Here is a 16,903-nt window from a genome sequence, read left to right as displayed (position 1 = left end):
ACAATGCTGACCAATTTGAACGCCCAACCTGTCGACAAGATCATGGCGCTGATGGCGCAGTACCGCGAGGACCCGCGGGAGGGCAAAATCGACCTTGGCGTCGGCGTCTACAAGAACGCACAGGGTGTCACCCCGGTGATGCGCGCCGTGAAGGCCGCCGAAAAGGTCCTGTGGGAGATCGAGGGCACCAAGTCCTATACCGGCCTGGCGGGCGATCCGGCCTTTGGGCAGGCCCTGTCCGGCCTTGTTTTGGGCGACAGCGTTGCCTCGGACCGCTTGGCCTGCGCGGCCCAACCCGGCGGCACCGGCGCGATCCACCAGGCGGTCGAGCTGATCAAGATGGCCTCGCCTGACGCCACGATCTGGCTGTCCAACCCGACCTGGCCGAACCACCCGTCGATCATCAAGCACCTCGGCATGAAAATGGCCGATTACCGTTATTTCGACAATGACAGCCGGGCGGTGGATTTCGACGGTATGATGGCGGACCTGGCGGGTGCAAAAGCGGGCGACGTGGTGCTGCTTCATGGCTGCTGCCACAACCCCACCGGCGCCAACCTGACGCTGCCGCAGTGGAAAGAGGTCGCGGCCCTGCTGGAGAAAACCGGCGCCACGCCGATGATCGACATCGCCTATCAGGGCTTTGGCGACGGGCTGGAAGAGGACGCTGCCGGCACGCGACTGATTGCATCATCGCTGCCCGAAGTGTTGATTGCGGCAAGCTGTTCGAAGAATTTCGGTATCTACCGCGAACGCACCGGGCTGTTGATGGCGATCAGCGACAATGCCGGGCAGACCGGGACCACGCAGCAGAACCTGACCCACTTGAACCGTCAGAACTTCAGCTTCCCGCCGGACCACGGCGCACGGCTGGTGACGATGATCCTTGAGGATGAAGGCCTGCGCGCCGACTGGATGGACGAGCTGGAAAGCGTGCGCAAAGGCATGCTGGGCTTGCGCGAACAGTTGGCGGGGGAATTGCAGAAGCAAGCAGGGTCGGACCGGTTCGGCTTCGTCGCCGAGCACCGCGGTATGTTCTCGCGCCTAGGGGCCACGCCCGAGCAGGTCGAACGCCTGCGAGTTGAACACGGGATCTATATGGTTGGGGATTCGCGCCTGAACATCGCGGGGCTAAATGCCGAAACGGTGCCGGTTCTGGCCGAAGCCATCGTGGCCGTTGGCATCTGATTGCGAAGGCTCATCGGGGCTGACGCCCCTCCTCGTCATTGCGGGGGGCCTCGCTACGCTCGGCCCCTTTCATCGTTCGAAAAGTCCCCCCGCGGGGATGTTTCGGGAAAGATGAAACGCGCAAAAACCGAGCCGAAGGCGAGGCCATACCCAACAAAAGGCGCCCCGCAGGGGCAACGATTGGCGGGAGCCCCCCCGGTCCGTCAAAGTGCGCGGATGCCGCCCAGAACCATGTCGGTCACCAAGTCGGCATAGGCGTCGCGTGACATGCCCTTGCCCGGTCGGTGCCACATGTAAAACCAGTTCAGGATGCCGAAGACCGACATCGTGATCGGGTGGGTACGAGAGGAATCGGAGAAGGCGTTCGGCGCTTCGGCCTTCAGCGCGGCGCTCATCATGTCGATCAGACGCCTCTGGTGGTCCAAAAGCGGGCGTTGCAGATCGGGTTCCAGCACGCCAAGCGCATCCGCTTGCAATTTGTGTTCCGCATCCGCTCCGCGATAGGCGATCAGGATTGCGCGTACCAGCCCGCGCAGACCGTCGGTCTCCGGGGCCGCTTCGACCTCAGCGACCAGGTCGGACAGGTGGGTGTCTAGAATATCATACAGCAAGGCTTCTTTGCTGTCGTAATAGTGATAAATCAATGCCTTGGACACGCCACAATGCTTCGCTGCCCCGGTCATCGAGGCCCGGTCGAAGCCGTGTTCGGCGAAATAGGCGGCCGCCCCCTTGCGGATGGCGGCGCGCTTTTCACCGTGGTCGCGTGCGATGCCACGGGGCATGATTTACCCCTTCGGCCGGTTGTCGACGACGCGCACGGCTTTGCCTTCGCTGCGCGCGACCTTGCCGGTCGTGGCAACCTGAACCTTGACCGAAACCCCGACGTGGGATTTCACCAGACCCTTGAAACGGTGCGACACGGCGGTCGGGTCCGCCGATGTGCCTTCGGCAAGTTCGACGTGGATGTGCATTTCGTCCATCCGCCCCGGACGCACCAGTTCGATCTGGAAATGCGGCGCCAGTTCCGGCACCTCCATCAGTTGTTCTTCGATCTGTGTCGGGAAGATATTCACGCCGCGAAGGATGATCATGTCGTCCGAACGTCCGGTAATCTTCTCCATCCGCCGCATGGACCGCGCGGTGCCGGGCAAGAGCCGTGTCAGGTCGCGGGTGCGATAACGGATGATCGGGAAACCTTCCTTGGTGAGCGAGGTGAAGACCAGTTCGCCCAGCTCGCCATCCTCGACCACGTCGCCGGTCTCGGGGTTGATGATCTCGGGATAGAAGTGATCCTCCCAAATGTGCAGGCCGTCTTTGGTCTCCACGCATTCGTTCGCCACGCCGGGTCCGATGACTTCGGAAAGGCCGTAGATATCAACCGCATGCATGTCGAAGGCTGCCTCGATTTCGGTCCGCATCGCATTGGTCCAGGGCTCGGCGCCGAAGATGCCGACCTCAAGCGGGGACTCGCGCGGGTCCAACCCCTGTGCCGCATATTCGTCCAGGATCGACAGCGAATACGACGGCGTGACGGTCATACCCTTGGCACCGAAATCCTCGATCAGGCGCACCTGGCGTTGGGTCATGCCGCCGGACACTGGCACAACGGTCAGACCGTATTGCTCGGCCCCGCCGTGAATGCCCAGGCCCCCGGTGAACAGGCCATAGCCATAGGCATTGTGCAGCACGTCGCCAGGGCGCAGGCCCGAGGCGCGCAGGCAGCGGCCCACCACGCCGCCCCACATTTTCAGATCGTTCTTTGTATATCCCACGACGGTCGGCTGACCGGTCGTGCCGGACGACGCGTGAATGCGCGAAATCTGTTCACGTGGCACGGCAAACAGGCCGAACGGATAGTTGTCGCGCAGGTCCTGTTTCACCGTGAAGGGGAATTTCGCCAAGTCCGACAGAGATTTGAGGTCATCGGGATGCACCCCAGCCTTGTCAAAACTGTCGCGGTAGAACGGCACGTTCTCATAGGCGTGTTTCAGGGACCACTTCATGCGCTCCAGCTGAAGTGCGGCAATCTCGTCGCGGGATGCGATCTCGATCGGGTCCAGGTCTTCGCGGCGCGGTGTCAGGTCTTTCATGGTGTCCTCCGTGCGGGGCGTTAGCCCGCCTCTTCGTCAAAATGCTGCCCGCTGATCTGGCGGGAATGTCCTCGGAACTGGGCGACCATGCGCCCGTCTTCTCCGGTAACGGCGACGTCGTAGATGCCCGAGCGTCCAGCAAGCGCGACCTCGGTTGCGGTTGCGGTCATCGCTTCGCCCTCGCGCCCCGGTGACAGGTAGGTCATCGAAGTGTGCTGCGCGACAACGTTGTGGTTGTAGCTGTTGCAGGCAAAGGCAAAGGCGCTGTCGGCCAAGGTGAAAAGGTATCCGCCATGCGCGGTGCCGTGACCATTGGTCATGTCCGGGCGGATCACCATTGTGATTGTCGCCGTGCCAGGGCCGATCGCGATAAGCGTCATGCCTGCTGCCTGGCTGGCGCGGTCACCGGCCCACATCACCGCCGATGCGCGTTCTGCCCGTTGCTGGGGTGTCATTGCAGGGCTCCTCCCAAAGCTTGGGGCAGGATGCCCAAAGCCGACCGGGCGGTCAATAGTGTTATGGGCTGCGCACGAAAAACCCCGCCAGAAAGGCGGGGTGTTAGTAGCCCCGGTGCCGTGGACTGGGTGGGGGCTATGAACCACGACACCGGGTGAGCATTCGCTCGCTACAGGATCATGTATCTCTGTCCGGTGTGGCGCGAACGGGGAGCAGGCGTGCTCATCACACGGTCATTTCTGGGCGCAAATAAGGCGGGGATTGATTTGTTAACGAAGTGGGGCCAAGTTGAGGGTATGAATGTTCAGCCCCCAACGCCGTTTCCAAGGAACGGTCCGGCCCAGCGACAGGTTGCTTTCAACCGGATCGAACTGGGCGCCATCATGGGGATCTACGGGCGCATGGTCGCCGCCGGGGAATGGCGTGATTATGGCATGTCATTCCTGAAGGATGTGGCCGTGTTTTCCGTTTTTCGCCGCACCGCCGAACACCCGTTGTACCGAATCGAGAAACGCCCGGCGCTACGTCTGAGGCAGGGTCAGTATTCGGTGATCGGCATGGACGGGCAGATCCTGAAACGCGGGCAAGACCTGAAAACGGTGCTGCGGGTGTTGGAGCGCAAGCTGATCCGCGCCGTGGACTGATCTAGCCCGGCACCACGCGCCGCCGCGCCGTGACCTTGCCGTTGCCCTGTGACTCGATCCGGGTGATGGCGTCGTCGATCCCCTCAAAAGCCACGGCCATGTGATGCGCGTTGGCGTGGATCAGCTGGGTTTCATCCACCACCATCGCCACGTGGCCTTTCCAGAATAGAAGATCGCCGCGACAATGCGCGCCCGTGGCCGGTGCGCCAAGCGTCTGCTGCATGTCGCTGTCGCCGGGGCAGGGGATGCCACAAGCCAGAAGGGCGGCCTGCACCAGACCGGAACAGTCGATGCCAAAGGTCGAGTTCCCCCCCCAAAGGTAGGGGGTTCCAACGAAAAGTTGCGCCACGGCGACCGGGTCCGTTTCCAGCTGATCCAACGGGACCAGGTGGCGCGACGGTACATGGAAGTCACGCGGGATCGTGCCGCGCACCCACGCGATTTTCGCCCACCCATCCGATTGCCCCAGAACCGTCAATCGCGCGCCGAAAGGAAGCGGTGTGATCCGTCCCATGGTTTTGAGACCGGGCGTGGATTTACCATAGCTGCGGGCAGCGGCGACGCGATGCGTCGGCGCCTCGTGGGGCGCGGACAATAGGTCGGAAGGATTGAGCCAGCCGCAATAGCCGTCCTTGCGCGCAATCCCGAAGGCCTTACCCTGGTGCAGGTCGAGGACGGTAAACCGCTCTCCGCGCAGCAATTGCCGGTCCCGTTCGCCCGCGGCCGAAAGCAGATCGGTCACCACAACGGCAACGAGATGATCTTCGCCTTCGACAAAGCTGTTCGCTTCGATCTGCCCACGAAGTGACACATGCGCCACACGGCTATTCGCAGGGGTCAGGCGGCGATCCGTCACAGGTCCAAAACCTCGGGCAAGGCTGCCAGAAGGGCCCGCGCGCCCATCCCTACGCCGCCTTTCGGGCGGGCAGGGGCGGCGGTTGGGTTCCAGCCATAGATGTCGAAATGCGCATAGCGTGGCGTTTCGGTGACGAAGCGACGCAGGAACAGGGCCGCGGTGATCGACCCGGCAAAACCGCCCTTGGGCGCGTTATCAAGATCGGCGATGCCGGGGTCCAGCATGGGTTCATACGGATCCCAGAACGGCAATTCCCAGACCGGGTCGGCCACCCTGCGCGCCGCCGATTTCAAGGCGCTGGTCACGCCCTCGTCGGTGGAAAAGTAGGGTGACAGGTCGGGCCCGACCGCGACCCGCGCTGCACCGGTCAGGGTCGCCATTGACACGATCAAGTCGGGGTTTTCTTCGTCCGCGAGCGCCAGCGCGTCGGCCAGAACCAGCCGGCCTTCGGCGTCGGTGTTGTTGATCTCGACGCTCAGTCCTTTGCGCGAGGAGAGGATGTCGCCCGGGCGCATCGCGTCGCCGGCCACGGCGTTCTCGACAGCGGGAATCAGCACACGCAACTGCAAGGGCATGCCCAGTGACATGATCATCTGCGCCAAGCCAAGGACGGTGGCCGCCCCGCCCATGTCCTTTTTCATCAGGCCCATCGAGGCGCCGGGTTTCAGGTTCAGGCCGCCGGTGTCGAAACAGACCCCTTTGCCGACTAGCGTCAGGCGCGGACCGGTGCTGCCCCACTTCAAATCAAGCAGGCGCGGGGCATCGGTCGCGGCGCGGCCGACTGCGTGGATCATCGGAAGATTGCCTTGCAGAAGGGCCTCACCCGAAGTCACAGTCAGGGTGGCATCAAAGCGCGTGGCAAGGGCGCGCACGGCCTCTTCCAAGTTGCTAGGACCCATGTCGGAGGCCGGGGTATTGATCAGATCACGGGTCAGGCATTCACCCGCCGCAATCACTTCGATCCGGGCGACGTCAATGCCGTCAGGCGCGATCATCTTTGCCTTGGGGGCGGGGCGGTCGCGGTAGCGATCGAAACCGTAACCCGCCAAAAGCCATCCCAACGCCGCCTCGTCCAGCGCCTCGCGGCCGAGGTCGCCCTGCAGCGCATAGGTGCCTTCGGGCAGCTTGGCGCGCGCTGCCGCCAATCCGAAGCGCTGGCGGCGTCGGGCCGGGGCATCGCCGTAGCCAACAAGAGCCAATTCCGGAGCCCCATTCGCACCCGGAAATACCAGCACCTGCCCCAAGCCGGCGGTGAATCCGCTGGTCTTGGCCCAGGTATGCTGGGCGGGTTGCAGTTCGTCCAGAATGGTCTCAAGCTGGTCCTTGTCGACCACCAGAAGCGGGATCGCGTCGTCGGTTGCGGCGGCGAATGTCAGTGTCATGAAGGTCCCCTGATCTGTGCGTTCGCTCAGACTACAGCCCCCGGACCCACCCGCAAGGGGGTATGAATTTTCATAGAAAATTCGCGCCTGCGGCGAGCGGGTGCCGATTTTTCCAGAAAAATCGGGGCGTTCCCTCACAGGGTGCACAAAAAATCAGGATAAAATCAGCCGTGCACGTCCTGCAGGTCCCAGACCGCCTTGAGGCTGCTTTCTCCAATCCGCCCCATTCGTGCCATCGTGGCGCAATAGGCGGCACCGTCGCCGGTGTTGATCAGGTCCAGCACGTCGCGCGCCACGCGCGCGAGCGTCGTCATGCCGATCTGCTGTGCAATAGCGACCATGTTTTTCACGCCAACGCGCACCTCATCGATCCGCCCGGCGGAATGCTGTTTCTGGACCCGCGCCAGGGCCACCGCCAGCTCCTCCAGCGCGTGGTTTACCAGCTTGTCTGCCCCGACAGGCCCCAGCTGGACATAAAGCACCTCAAGCTGATCGCGGTCCAGGCGAACCGTTTCTTCGTGCATCAATTGTACAATCGCGTTCACGATTACACCCCATGGTATTCCCTCGTTCCGGAGAAACATCGCGCCTGGCCATCAATAAAAGGTTTATCGGCGGGGGTGGAAATCACTCGAATTTCCTCTAAATGCTCGCTAAAACAAATGGATCAATCGGAGGACAATGATGCACCACGCGCGCCCGCTGCCAGCCTATCTGGTTCAACGTTATCAGGGCTGGAAAGCCACCAGTTTCGAGGACAACAAGGCTTGGTATCGCCGTTTGGCGGACGAAGGCCAGCGCCCGCGCGCCATGATCATCTCGTGCTGCGATTCCCGCGTGCATGTGACCAGCATCTTCGGCGCCGACCAGGGTGAGTTCTTCATTCACCGCAACGTTGCCAACCTGGTGCCGCCCTATGCGCCGGACGGCGACCACCACGGCACCTCAGCGGCGGTGGAATACGCAGTCACGGCACTGAAGGTTCCGCATATCGTGGTGCTGGGGCATTCCAGCTGTGGCGGCGTCAAAGGCTGCCACGATATGTGTGTTGGGGACGCGCCCGAGCTTGAGGCGGAAACCAGCTTCGTGGGGCGTTGGATGGACATCTTGCGTCCGGGGTTTGATCGCGTGGCCGACATCTCGGATGCACCGAAACGCGTGCGGGCGTTGGAAAAGGAAGGTGTTCTGGTGGCGCTCGAGAACCTGATGACCTTCCCCTTTGTTAAGGACGCCGTCGAGGCCAAAAAGCTGACCCTGCATGGGTGCTGGACCGATATCGGTGAGGGCAGCCTGGAAGTTTATGACGGCGAAACGGGAGAGTTTTCCCCGGTCTGAGTGAGGACGCGTGTTCAAAAGGTTTCTGGCAAGTATTACAGGTGAGGCCATCGCGCTGTTCGCGCGTCTGGTCACCGCGGTGCGGGGAATCTGGGCCGGTGTTGAACCGGTCCGCCGCCAGCGCATCTATTTCGCCAATCACACGTCGAACGGGGATTTTGTCCTGCTCTGGACGGTGCTGCCGCCCAGCTTGCGGGCCGAAACCCGGCCCGTGGCGGCCGCCGATTACTGGCTGACCTCAAACCTGCGCGCCTTTGTTGGCCGCGATGTGTTCAACGCGGTCTTGATCGACCGAAACCCCGACACCCGCACCGACGACCCTGTGGGGCAGATGGTCGAGGCGCTGGAGGACGGCTCCAGCCTGATCCTGTTTCCCGAGGGAAAACGCAACATGGACCACGACGTGCCGCTTCTGCCGTTCAAGGCGGGGCTGTTTCACGTCGCCACACGGCGTCGCGACGTGGAGCTTGTGCCGGTCTGGATCGAGAACCTGAACCGCGTGATGCCGAAGGGCGAGGTGATTCCCGTGCCGCTGATTTGCACCGTCAGTTTCGGCGCACCGATCCAGCTGGGCGATGGCGAGGACAAGGCGACCTTTCTGGCCCGCGCCGAGGCGGCCCTGTTGTCCCTCAAGGAGGGCGCGGCATGAATGCTCCTGCCGAGTTTGGCACGCTGATGCTGGGGGTGCTTGGCATCCTGACCTTTGCCACCGTCGTGGCGCAGATCCTGCGCGGGCGGATCGGGGACAGTCCGGTGATCGAAAACCTGGTGGCGCGGATCAATGCCTGGTGGGGTATGGTCGCGCTGCTGGCGCTGGCGATGCTGGGCGGACGCGGTGGGGTGGTGGTCCTGTTTGCCATCGTCAGCTTTGCCGCCTTGCGCGAGTTCCTGACCCTGACGGCAAAATCGCGGGCGGACCACTGGGCGCTTCTGGCCAGTTTTTTCGTGGTCCTGCCTATGCAATACGCGCTGATCTATACCGATTGGTACGGGATGTATTCGATCTTCATCCCGGTCTATGCCTTCCTGTTCCTGCCGATTGTGTCGGTGCTGCACGGCGATACGGACGGTTTCCTGATGCGGGTGGCCGAAACCCAGTGGGGCTTGATGATCTGCGTTTTCGCGGCCTCCCATGTGCCTGCGCTGCTGTCGCTTGAGATCGCAGGCTTCGAGGGCAAGAACGTGCTTCTGGTCGCGTTCCTGGTGGTTGTGGTGCAGCTGTCAGACGTGCTGCAATACGTCTGGGGCAAGCTTCTGGGCAAACGCAAGATCGCGCCCAAATTGTCGCCCTCGAAAACCTGGGAAGGGTTCCTGGGCGGGGTGCTGAGCGCCTCGGCGGTGGGCGCAGGGCTGTGGTGGATGACGCCGTTCGCCCCGTGGCAGGCGGCGCTGCTGGCGCTGGTGATCACGCTGATGGGCTTCTTCGGCGGTCTCGTCATGTCCGCGATCAAACGTGACAAGGGCGTGAAGGACTGGGGCCACCTGATCGCGGGCCACGGCGGATTTATCGACCGGCTGGACAGCGTCGTGTTCTCGGCGCCGGTCTTCTTTCATCTCGTACGGTATTTCTGGTCGGCGGTATGAGCTGGCAGCGCAAATCCTGGGTGCATATGGCGGGCGGGTTTGCCCTGATGGGCGGCTGGGCGGTATTTGCCAACCGCAGCTTTGACATGCCCGCGCCGCTGATCGCAGGGGTGGTTCAAGGCACGTTGACCGCTGTTCTCACCCTGGTCATGAAACAGGTGATCGAGGCCGTGGCGCGCCGGTTCGACGGGCTTGCTGGGGCCGTGCTGCCCGTCCTGGCCGTCGGCGGCATGTCGGTGACAATCCTGAGCGTGATCCACGGGGTGGCTGGCACGCCGGCGCTTCTGGCCACGATCAGCGTGCCGTTTCTTGTCTCCTCAACCTATGCCGCGATTTATACTCTGTCCTTGAAGGGAACGTCATGACCGAACCGAACAGCCGCCGCCCGATTGCCAGCCGTGACACAAAGCTGGCGCAACGCTTTGCGCGCTGGCTGGCGGGCACACCCATCACACCGAACGCTATCTCCGCCGGATCGGTCCTGTTTGCCGCCGTTGCAGGCGCTGGGTTCTGGATGGGTGGTTGGGGCTTGCTGCTGGCTGCCGTGGCGGTGCAGGGGCGGCTTTTGTGCAACCTGTTTGACGGTATGGTCGCGGTCGAGGGGGGCAAATCCGGGCCTGATGGTGCCTTCTGGAACGAAGCGCCGGACCGACTTGCCGACATCCTGATCCTGGTCGGTTTGGGGTTGGCGGCAGGCACCCCCGCACTGGGCTGGGCGGCGGCGACATTTGCGGTGCTGACCGCATACCTTCGCGAGGCCGGGCATGCGGAAGGCATGGACCCGGATTTCTCGGGCCCGATGGCAAAGCCGCAGCGCATGGCCGTGGCCACCGCCGCCGCGATCTTCGCGCTGTTTGTGCCCTAGGTCGCGGGGGTCGGCGTGCTTGAGATCGCCCTGTGGATCATCGCGCTGGGCGCGGCTTTCACCGCCCTGCGCCGCGCCATCCGCTTCGTGGCGTTTCTGCGCCGCAGATAGGCGTCTGGTTCGGATCGTGCTATTCTGCGCGCAGAGTGGAGGAGGATTTCATGCGGTTGATTGTAAAAGTATTGGCCGGTTTTGCCGTTGTGGCTGCGGCGCTGCTGCTGTTCGGTTTTGCGCTGCCCCGCCATGTGGTGGTGGAGCGTGAGACCCGAATCGAAGCGTCGGCCTATAGGGTCTTTCCGCATTTGAAGTCGATGCAGGCGATGGCGGCTTGGTCGCCGTGGCTGGACCGGGATCCTGACGTTGTGGTGACCTATGAGGGGCCGGAGGACGGGGTTGGAAACCGGATGACCTGGGCTTCGGAGCACCCGCAAGTGGGGCACGGCAGCCAGGAAATTGTCAGCAGCCTGGAAAACACGATGGTGGAAACGGCGCTGGATTTCGGGCCGCAGGGCACCGCCGAGGCCTGGTTGGCGCTTGAACGCGAAGAGGGTGGCACGATCGTCACTTGGGGGTTTATCACCGACCTCGGGCGCAACCCGATTTCGCGCTGGAAGGGGCTGATGTTCGACCGCTGGATCGGTGCAGATTACGAGTTGGGCCTTGAGCGGTTGAAGGCGTTGGTCGAAACGTAGGGACCGCCGCCTTGCCCGGCGAGGCGCCCGCCGACCCACCCCGCCACGCCGGGCAAGGCGGGGTACGCGGGGATCATGCCCCTCAGGGTCGCCAGGACAGGTCTTGCCCTTCGGGCCAATCCAGACGTGCGGTGATGTTCACCGTTTTCGTTTCCCCTGCTGGCAGGGTCATGTCCCAGGCCGACACGCCGCGTTTGTCTTCCAAGTCAGTGCGGTCGGGTTGCGGCGACACGCTCAAAGCCACGCGCAGATCCTCTTGTTCCGAGAACACCAGCGGGTAGAAGGCGGAGAGCTCTTGCGTCTCGTCGGTCAGGTTCTCGACCGAGAAACTGATCTGTTGTTCGCGGGTGTTCGATTTCGTGAGGATGCCAGTATCGCCGGTCTCATTTCGCGCGATGGTGTGGCTAAGGCGCAGCCCTTCGATCGGCCCCATCGGCAGGGTTGCCTCTCCGCCCGCCAGGATCAGCGGAACGTCGATTTGTCCCATGTAATGCTCGTCACGCAGGACCGACCCGTCACCGGACAACAAAGGTTCGCCGGTTTCATTTGTGAACAGCGCCATAAGGAAGGCGGTGTCGTCATGCCGGGGGCTGGCGTGGACCTCGGTGTTGACCGGGATGGTCAGCGTATCAAGTGTCAGGATCGTCGGGTCCTGCCCCAGGGTGATCTTGCGCGGGTAGGCATAGGTCACCGCCACCCCGTCGATCACGGCGGTGGCGGTGAAGGCTTTCGGCGCGGCCTCGACGTTTAGCATCGGTTCGTCCGCCATCCGCATTGTTTCAAGCATCTCGTTGCGCAGGAGTGGGGCAGGCGTATGGATCGACGCCATGTTCGGGCGCGGCATATCCGGCCCGGCTTCGTTTGAAGGCGCGACCGTGGAGAGGGTCAGGTCGATGTCCTGCCAATGCTGGTCAAAGCCAGCCACGATGATCGCCTTGCGCTCCAGGGTCAGGCTGGGCGCGTCCCCGGTGCTGAGGTGCAGATCATAGAGCGGTGCCCATTCGGCATAGGCTGGCAATTCGATGGTGATGGTGGCGTGCTGGGCCTGTGCCACCGCAACATCAAGGGTCAGCATGTCGTTGATAGGCGCGGGCGGGTTCAGCCTGTCAAAAGCGGCCTGTGCGGCTTTGTGCGCGGCCTGAAGCTCTTCCAACGTTTCGATCTTCGCGCGCAGGTCTTGCCGGGCGCTCAGAAGCGCTTCCAACGTCGCCCCCGTCTGCGACGCAACAAGTGCGCCCAGTTCGGTCAGGGTGGCTGCCTCCGCGCCGTCTTCGGGCGGGCGAATGGCGGTGATGAAGGCGCGCTGTGCCTCAAGCGCGTCAATGGCTCCTTGGGCGGCGGTGACGAGATCGCGCTGCGCGGTCACCTCGGCCTCAAGCGCGTCGGCCTGCGCTTTCGCCTGCGTTTGCGCCGGGGTGAACAGCGCGGCGGGGTCAAGCGTCACCCCTCGGCGTGCGCCCAAGGTGCCGATGGTCACACCGGATGATGCGGTGATCCGGGGCAAGCTGTCGAGGTCTTCAAACCCGTCGTTGGGGACCAGAATGCTGTGGTTTCCTGCAGGCAGGTCCAGTGTGATCGTGCGGGTCACCAGCGCGCCATCGGGAAAGACCGTGGCGGCCGTCACTGGCGCTGCGGCATGGAAATCTTCGGCAAACAAGGGTGTTGCAGCAAGGGCAAAGGCAAAAGCAAGGCGCATGGAGAACTCCCGATCAGAAATACTGTGGTGGGAGGGGATCACGAAAAACGGGCCGTGGGAAGGGACGAGGTGCCGCATTGGCGGAAGTCCCGCGCCGGGTGCACTGCCCCTCAACGCAAAACCCCCGCCATTTCGGGCGGGGGTTCTGTGTCTCACTTATGCGTGGGAATCAGCCCTTTTTCAGAACTTCGCGCCCCAGAAGCTCGGCGATCTGCACCGCGTTCAGGGCAGCACCTTTGCGCAGGTTGTCCGAGACGCACCACAGGTTCAGGCCATTTTCGACCGTCACATCCTGACGGATACGGCTGATGAAAGTGGCGAAGTCGCCGACACATTCAACCGGGGTGACATAGCCGCCGTTTTCGCGCTTATCGACCACCAGGATGCCCGGTGCGGTGCGCAGGATGTCACGCGCTTCGTCTTCGTCCAGGAAATCCTCGGTCTCGATGTTGATTGATTCCGAATGGCCGACAAAGACCGGAACGCGCACGCAGGTGGCGGTGACTTTGATGTTCTTGTCGACGATCTTTTTTGTCTCGGCAATCATCTTCCATTCTTCTTTCGTGTCGCCCGAATCCATGAAGACATCGATATGCGGGATCACGTTGAAGGCGATCTGTTTGGGGTAGACCGACGGCGCGACCTCCTGACCCGGCACATACATGCCCTTGGTCTGGTTCCACAGCTCATCAATCGCGTCCTTGCCCGAGCCGGACACGGATTGATACGTCGACACCACGACGCGCTTGATCTTGGCACGATCATGCAGCGGCTTCAGCGCCACGACCATCTGCGCAGTCGAACAATTCGGGTTGGCGATGATGTTCTTCTTGGCATAATCGTGGATCGCCTGCGGGTTCACCTCGGGCACGATCAGCGGAATGTCGGGGTCGTAGCGATAGAGCGACGAGTTGTCGATCACCACGCAGCCCGCCTTTGCGGCCATAGGCGCGTATTTCTTGGTGGCTTCGGACCCGACAGCAAACAGCGCCATGTCCCAGCCCGCGAAGTCAAACCCGTCCAGGTCCTGGGTCTTCAGGGTGGTGTCGCCAAAGCTGACCTCGGTGCCCAGGGACCGGCGCGACGCAAGCGCGGCAATCTCGTCCACGGGGAACTGGCGTTCCGCCAGGATGTTCAGCATTTCGCGGCCCACGTTACCCGTGGCGCCGACGACAGCGACCTTATAGCCCATCTGAGGGTCTCCTTATTCGAGTCTGTCACAAGACGGGCGCGGTGTAGCGGAAAGCTGGACCTTGGGGAAGGGGGCATTGATTTACGTTGACTTAATCCTCATCTGCTGTGATAGGGGCGCAACCTCTGACCCGCTGCCGCGTGAGCAGCCCGCCGGTTTCGGCATGGCAGAGTTGACCCAGTGGCGCGATGTGCGTCCACACAAGTTCCCAATTCACGCGGGGTTCTGACGGCCGGATCGGCGTCTTGGACATGGTGTCCGATACGCGAGTGCCTTGGCCGCAACCGCAAGACAGACCGCCACCGTGCGGTGCTGTATCCGTTTACGTGGTGCGCCTGGCGCGTGCCAAAAGGAATGATATGACGTTTGACGATCTGGGCCTTGCGCCCAAACTTCTCGAAGCCATCAAATCCGCTGGCTATGACAAACCCACCCCGATCCAGGAACAGGCGATCCCGCTGGTTCTGGAAGGGCGCGACGTGATGGGCCTGGCCCAGACCGGCACCGGCAAAACGGCAGCCTTCGGCCTGCCGCTGATCCACCAGATGCTGAAAAGCCACGAAAAGCGTGAGCCCAAGTGCATCAAGGCGTTGATCCTGGCGCCGACGCGCGAGCTGGTGAACCAGATCACCGAAAACCTGGTGTCCTACGTGAAGGGCTCGCACCTGAAGGTGAACACGGTGGTGGGCGGTGTGTCCATCAACAAGCAGATCCAGTTCCTGGCCCGCGGCACCGACATCCTGGTTGCTACTCCCGGTCGCCTGATCGACCTGATGGAGCGTCACGCGATCCGTCTGGACAAGGCGACCTTCCTGGTGCTGGACGAGGCCGACCAGATGCTCGACATGGGCTTCATCCACGCCCTGCGCCGGATTGCGCCCGAACTGGGCACCCCGCGCCAGACGATGCTGTTTTCCGCGACGATGCCGAAACAGATGGCCGAGCTGTCCAAGGCTTACCTTGACGATCCCGTGCGCATTCAGGTCGCCAAGCCCGGCAAAGCGGCGGACAAGATCACTCAGGGCGTGCATTTTGCTCAGGACAAGGGCGACAAGCTGCGCCTGCTGGTCAAGTATCTGAAGGACTCGCCCGATGGTCTGGCGCTGGTGTTCGGGCGTACCAAACATGGGTCAGAGAAGCTAAAAAATGACCTGGTGAAATACGGCTTCAACGCGGTGTCGATCCACGGCAACAAATCGCAAGGCCAACGCGAACGGGCGCTGAAAGCGTTCCGTGATGGTGAGGCTCGCATCCTGGTCGCCACGGACGTGGCCGCACGCGGGATCGACATTCCCGGTGTCAGCCACGTTTACAACTACGATATGCCGGAGGTGGCCGAGAACTACGTGCACCGGATTGGCCGGACCGCGCGGGCAGGGGCAGACGGGGATGCGATTTCCTTCGTGGCCGGGCTGGATGTCGGCCCGCTGCGCGAAATCGAAAAGCTGATGAAGATCGAGATCCCGGTTCTGGGCGGCACCCGCCCTGAGGAAGAAAAGCGCGTGCAGCGCGGCGGTCGTGGTGGCGGTGGCGGCGGCGGTCGTGGCGGCCCGCAAGGTGGCGGTCGCGGTCGTGGTGGCCCCCCGCGTGGACCCAAGGCGCATGGCGCGCCCGGGTCTGGCGGTGGTGGCAAGCCCGGTGGACCGGGCGGTAAGCGTCACCGTCCGCGCCGAAAGAACGCGGCTTAAGTATCAGTCCAGCCGGTCCTGGCTGAACAGATACACAAGGCAGCCGATCAACGTCGGAATGGCAAAGAACAGAAACACGGTCTGATAGGCGGACGCGGACGACACCGCGCCCGCCTGCGCCGCCGTGAACACGTTGGCTGATGCGAACTGGAAAATTCCCACGCCGCCGATCCCGAACATGTTGACCAACGTCACGCCACGCCCAACCAGGTGCGGCGGGAAGAAGCTGCGCGAATGCGCGACGATCATCGGGAAGCTAGAGCCAAACAGGCCGATGGCTGCCAGCAGAAGCGTCGTGCGCACCGCACTTGCTTCGGGCGCCAGCCACAGCAGGAACACGCAGGCCACCGCCGCCATGTTGCCCACGAAGATCACCCATTTGCGGGTCTTGAACACGCGATCCAGCGGGCCATAAGCGAAGTTGCCAATCACCATCGACAGGCCCATGACCAGCGTCACGACACCAATGCCGGACGCGTCCATGCCATAGACATCCTTCAGGAACGGCCCGGCCCAAAGTCCGCGCAGGCCCGCAGGCGCGGTATAGTTCACGAACATCAGGGCAAAGATCGGCCACAGCGCCGGCATTTTCAGAAGGTCCAGCACCGACCCTTTCGGGGCGCCTTCGCCGTGGGCCGAAGGCGGGTCCTGCACAGCAAAGAAAATCGCGAGTGCGACGATCAGCGTGACAGCGGCCAGCCCCCACATGGTTTCGCGCCAGCCCAGCACTTCGACCGCCCAGGCCATCGGCAGGGATCCTGCTATATTGCCAAGCGCGCCGATGCCAATCACGGCCCCGGCCAAGGTGGCAAACACGGCGGGCGCATACATGCGGGCGAAGATGTAATAGCTGGCCATCAGCACCGGCGAACAGCCCACACCGATCAGCATCATTGCGATCTGGACATGACCGGGTGTTGTCGCCATCGCAAAGACAGCTGCCCCGCCGCCGCCGCCCAGCGCCAGCAGCACCGCTGCCACCCGGCGCGGGCCCAGATGATCCAGCGCCCACCCCACAGGAATCTGCATCGCGGCAAAGATGATGAACCACAGGCCCGAGGCCCGCGACAAATGCTCGGCCGTGGCGCCCAGGTCGGTCGACAGGACCGGGGTCATCACCGCCAGGAAGGCGCGATAGAACTGGCTGAGCACATAAGCGATCACCAGAAAGAAAATGCCGATCCGCATGGGTCCCCTCCCGTTGGTCAGATCGCGCCAGATGACACGGCTTTGCC

Annotated in this window: 18 protein-coding genes; 9 read left to right on the top strand and 9 right to left on the bottom strand. The window is 62.8% G+C overall.

Annotation, left to right across the window (positions count from 1 at the left end):
• Positions 1-3 precede the first annotated feature (3 nt).
• A complete protein-coding gene (locus tag MN188_RS08660) occupies positions 4-1,188 on the top strand; it encodes an amino acid aminotransferase (protein WP_242107976.1) in 1,185 nt (394 codons plus the stop codon).
• A gap of 203 nt (positions 1,189-1,391) precedes the next feature.
• Here the strand turns inward: MN188_RS08660 and MN188_RS08655 are convergent, their stop codons facing one another.
• Genes MN188_RS08655 through paaI form a run of 3 tightly spaced genes read right to left on the bottom strand, consistent with a single transcriptional unit; the run spans position 1,392 to position 3,733 of the window.
• Positions 1,392-1,970 (bottom strand): TetR/AcrR family transcriptional regulator, encoded by a 579-nt coding sequence (locus MN188_RS08655; protein ID WP_242107974.1) that lies wholly within the window; start codon positions 1,968-1,970, stop codon positions 1,392-1,394.
• 3 nt (positions 1,971-1,973) lie between these two features.
• Positions 1,974-3,278: a phenylacetate--CoA ligase PaaK gene (paaK, locus tag MN188_RS08650; protein ID WP_242107972.1), complete on the bottom strand. Its 1,305-nt coding sequence runs from the start codon at positions 3,276-3,278 to the stop codon at positions 1,974-1,976.
• Between the two features lie 20 nt (positions 3,279-3,298).
• The gene (gene paaI, locus MN188_RS08645) at positions 3,299-3,733 is read right to left on the bottom strand and encodes a hydroxyphenylacetyl-CoA thioesterase PaaI (protein WP_242107969.1); all 435 of its coding nucleotides are present in this window, start codon (positions 3,731-3,733) and stop codon (positions 3,299-3,301) included.
• Positions 3,734-4,030: 297 nt separating this feature from the next.
• On the opposite strand from paaI, the gene MN188_RS08640 reads away from it, so the two are divergent.
• Complete coding sequence (locus MN188_RS08640; protein WP_242107967.1) at positions 4,031-4,378, top strand: DUF2794 domain-containing protein; 348 nt, start codon at positions 4,031-4,033, stop codon at positions 4,376-4,378.
• Position 4,379: 1 nt separating this feature from the next.
• On the opposite strand, the gene MN188_RS08635 is transcribed toward MN188_RS08640, so the two are convergent.
• The 3 genes from MN188_RS08635 to MN188_RS08625 all read right to left on the bottom strand — a co-directional run bounded on the left by MN188_RS08635 (position 4,380) and on the right by MN188_RS08625 (position 7,161).
• A complete protein-coding gene (locus tag MN188_RS08635; protein ID WP_242107965.1) occupies positions 4,380-5,234 on the bottom strand; it encodes a C40 family peptidase in 855 nt (284 codons plus the stop codon).
• The gene (locus tag MN188_RS08630) at positions 5,231-6,616 is read right to left on the bottom strand and encodes a leucyl aminopeptidase family protein (RefSeq protein ID WP_242107963.1); all 1,386 of its coding nucleotides are present in this window, start codon (positions 6,614-6,616) and stop codon (positions 5,231-5,233) included. The genes MN188_RS08635 and MN188_RS08630 overlap by 4 nt, the downstream gene beginning before the upstream one ends.
• Before the next feature lie 164 nt (positions 6,617-6,780).
• The gene (locus MN188_RS08625) at positions 6,781-7,161 is read right to left on the bottom strand and encodes a hypothetical protein (protein ID WP_242107961.1); all 381 of its coding nucleotides are present in this window, start codon (positions 7,159-7,161) and stop codon (positions 6,781-6,783) included.
• Positions 7,162-7,300: 139 nt separating this feature from the next.
• Between MN188_RS08625 and MN188_RS08620 the strand changes: the two genes are divergently transcribed.
• The 6 genes from MN188_RS08620 to MN188_RS08595 all read left to right on the top strand — a co-directional run bounded on the left by MN188_RS08620 (position 7,301) and on the right by MN188_RS08595 (position 11,092).
• Positions 7,301-7,951: a carbonic anhydrase gene (locus MN188_RS08620; protein WP_242107959.1), complete on the top strand. Its 651-nt coding sequence runs from the start codon at positions 7,301-7,303 to the stop codon at positions 7,949-7,951.
• A gap of 10 nt (positions 7,952-7,961) precedes the next feature.
• The gene (locus MN188_RS08615; RefSeq protein WP_242107957.1) at positions 7,962-8,600 is read left to right on the top strand and encodes a lysophospholipid acyltransferase family protein; all 639 of its coding nucleotides are present in this window, start codon (positions 7,962-7,964) and stop codon (positions 8,598-8,600) included.
• Positions 8,597-9,535 (top strand): phosphatidate cytidylyltransferase, encoded by a 939-nt coding sequence (locus tag MN188_RS08610; RefSeq protein WP_242107955.1) that lies wholly within the window; start codon positions 8,597-8,599, stop codon positions 9,533-9,535. The genes MN188_RS08615 and MN188_RS08610 overlap by 4 nt, the downstream gene beginning before the upstream one ends.
• Positions 9,532-9,900 carry a hypothetical protein gene (locus MN188_RS08605; protein WP_242107954.1) on the top strand — a complete coding sequence of 123 codons (369 nt, stop codon included), beginning with the start codon at positions 9,532-9,534 and terminating at the stop codon, positions 9,898-9,900. The genes MN188_RS08610 and MN188_RS08605 overlap by 4 nt, the downstream gene beginning before the upstream one ends.
• Complete coding sequence (locus MN188_RS08600) at positions 9,897-10,400, top strand: CDP-alcohol phosphatidyltransferase family protein (RefSeq protein WP_242107952.1); 504 nt, start codon at positions 9,897-9,899, stop codon at positions 10,398-10,400. Before MN188_RS08605 ends, MN188_RS08600 begins: the two co-directional genes overlap by 4 nt.
• Positions 10,401-10,561: 161 nt before the next feature.
• The gene (locus MN188_RS08595) at positions 10,562-11,092 is read left to right on the top strand and encodes an SRPBCC family protein (protein WP_242107951.1); all 531 of its coding nucleotides are present in this window, start codon (positions 10,562-10,564) and stop codon (positions 11,090-11,092) included.
• Positions 11,093-11,174: 82 nt separating this feature from the next.
• Here the strand turns inward: MN188_RS08595 and MN188_RS08590 are convergent, their stop codons facing one another.
• Both MN188_RS08590 and MN188_RS08585 read right to left on the bottom strand, forming a co-directional pair.
• Positions 11,175-12,788 (bottom strand): DUF4139 domain-containing protein, encoded by a 1,614-nt coding sequence (locus MN188_RS08590; protein WP_242107949.1) that lies wholly within the window; start codon positions 12,786-12,788, stop codon positions 11,175-11,177.
• 169 nt (positions 12,789-12,957) lie between these two features.
• Complete coding sequence (locus MN188_RS08585; RefSeq protein ID WP_242107947.1) at positions 12,958-13,980, bottom strand: aspartate-semialdehyde dehydrogenase; 1,023 nt, start codon at positions 13,978-13,980, stop codon at positions 12,958-12,960.
• A gap of 359 nt (positions 13,981-14,339) precedes the next feature.
• Between MN188_RS08585 and MN188_RS08580 the strand changes: the two genes are divergently transcribed.
• Positions 14,340-15,668 (top strand): DEAD/DEAH box helicase, encoded by a 1,329-nt coding sequence (locus MN188_RS08580; protein WP_242107924.1) that lies wholly within the window; start codon positions 14,340-14,342, stop codon positions 15,666-15,668.
• A 3-nt stretch (positions 15,669-15,671) separates the two neighbouring features.
• Here the strand turns inward: MN188_RS08580 and MN188_RS08575 are convergent, their stop codons facing one another.
• Positions 15,672-16,856, bottom strand: a complete 1,185-nt coding sequence (locus MN188_RS08575; protein WP_242107922.1) for an MFS transporter — start codon at positions 16,854-16,856, stop codon at positions 15,672-15,674.
• Positions 16,857-16,903: the final 47 nt, after the last annotated feature.

Origin of the sequence: Aliiroseovarius subalbicans, from assembly GCF_022678625.1 — a bacterium.
Lineage (GTDB): Bacteria > Pseudomonadota > Alphaproteobacteria > Rhodobacterales > Rhodobacteraceae > Aliiroseovarius_A > Aliiroseovarius_A subalbicans.
The sequence above is the reverse complement of the archived record's forward strand: the minus strand, read 5'-3'. Positions and strand labels throughout refer to the sequence as shown.

Bases quoted from the DNA above. Each gene is read 5' to 3' on its own strand.
- MN188_RS08610 (WP_242107955.1), top strand. From the start codon at position 8,597: ATGAATGCTCCTGCCGAGTTTGGCACGCTGATGCTGGGGGTGCTTGGC.
- MN188_RS08655 (WP_242107974.1), bottom strand. From the start codon at position 1,970: ATGCCCCGTGGCATCGCACGCGACCACGGTGAAAAGCGCGCCGCCATC.
- MN188_RS08585 (WP_242107947.1), bottom strand. From the start codon at position 13,980: ATGGGCTATAAGGTCGCTGTCGTCGGCGCCACGGGTAACGTGGGCCGC.
- MN188_RS08590 (WP_242107949.1), bottom strand. From the start codon at position 12,788: ATGCGCCTTGCTTTTGCCTTTGCCCTTGCTGCAACACCCTTGTTTGCC.
- MN188_RS08600 (WP_242107952.1), top strand. From the start codon at position 9,897: ATGACCGAACCGAACAGCCGCCGCCCGATTGCCAGCCGTGACACAAAG.
- MN188_RS08605 (WP_242107954.1), top strand. From the start codon at position 9,532: ATGAGCTGGCAGCGCAAATCCTGGGTGCATATGGCGGGCGGGTTTGCC.
- MN188_RS08640 (WP_242107967.1), top strand. From the start codon at position 4,031: ATGAATGTTCAGCCCCCAACGCCGTTTCCAAGGAACGGTCCGGCCCAG.
- MN188_RS08575 (WP_242107922.1), bottom strand. From the start codon at position 16,856: ATGCGGATCGGCATTTTCTTTCTGGTGATCGCTTATGTGCTCAGCCAG.
- MN188_RS08630 (WP_242107963.1), bottom strand. From the start codon at position 6,616: ATGACACTGACATTCGCCGCCGCAACCGACGACGCGATCCCGCTTCTG.
- MN188_RS08620 (WP_242107959.1), top strand. From the start codon at position 7,301: ATGCACCACGCGCGCCCGCTGCCAGCCTATCTGGTTCAACGTTATCAG.
- paaK (WP_242107972.1), bottom strand. From the start codon at position 3,278: ATGAAAGACCTGACACCGCGCCGCGAAGACCTGGACCCGATCGAGATC.
- MN188_RS08580 (WP_242107924.1), top strand. From the start codon at position 14,340: ATGACGTTTGACGATCTGGGCCTTGCGCCCAAACTTCTCGAAGCCATC.
- MN188_RS08660 (WP_242107976.1), top strand. From the start codon at position 4: ATGCTGACCAATTTGAACGCCCAACCTGTCGACAAGATCATGGCGCTG.
- paaI (WP_242107969.1), bottom strand. From the start codon at position 3,733: ATGACACCCCAGCAACGGGCAGAACGCGCATCGGCGGTGATGTGGGCC.
- MN188_RS08595 (WP_242107951.1), top strand. From the start codon at position 10,562: ATGCGGTTGATTGTAAAAGTATTGGCCGGTTTTGCCGTTGTGGCTGCG.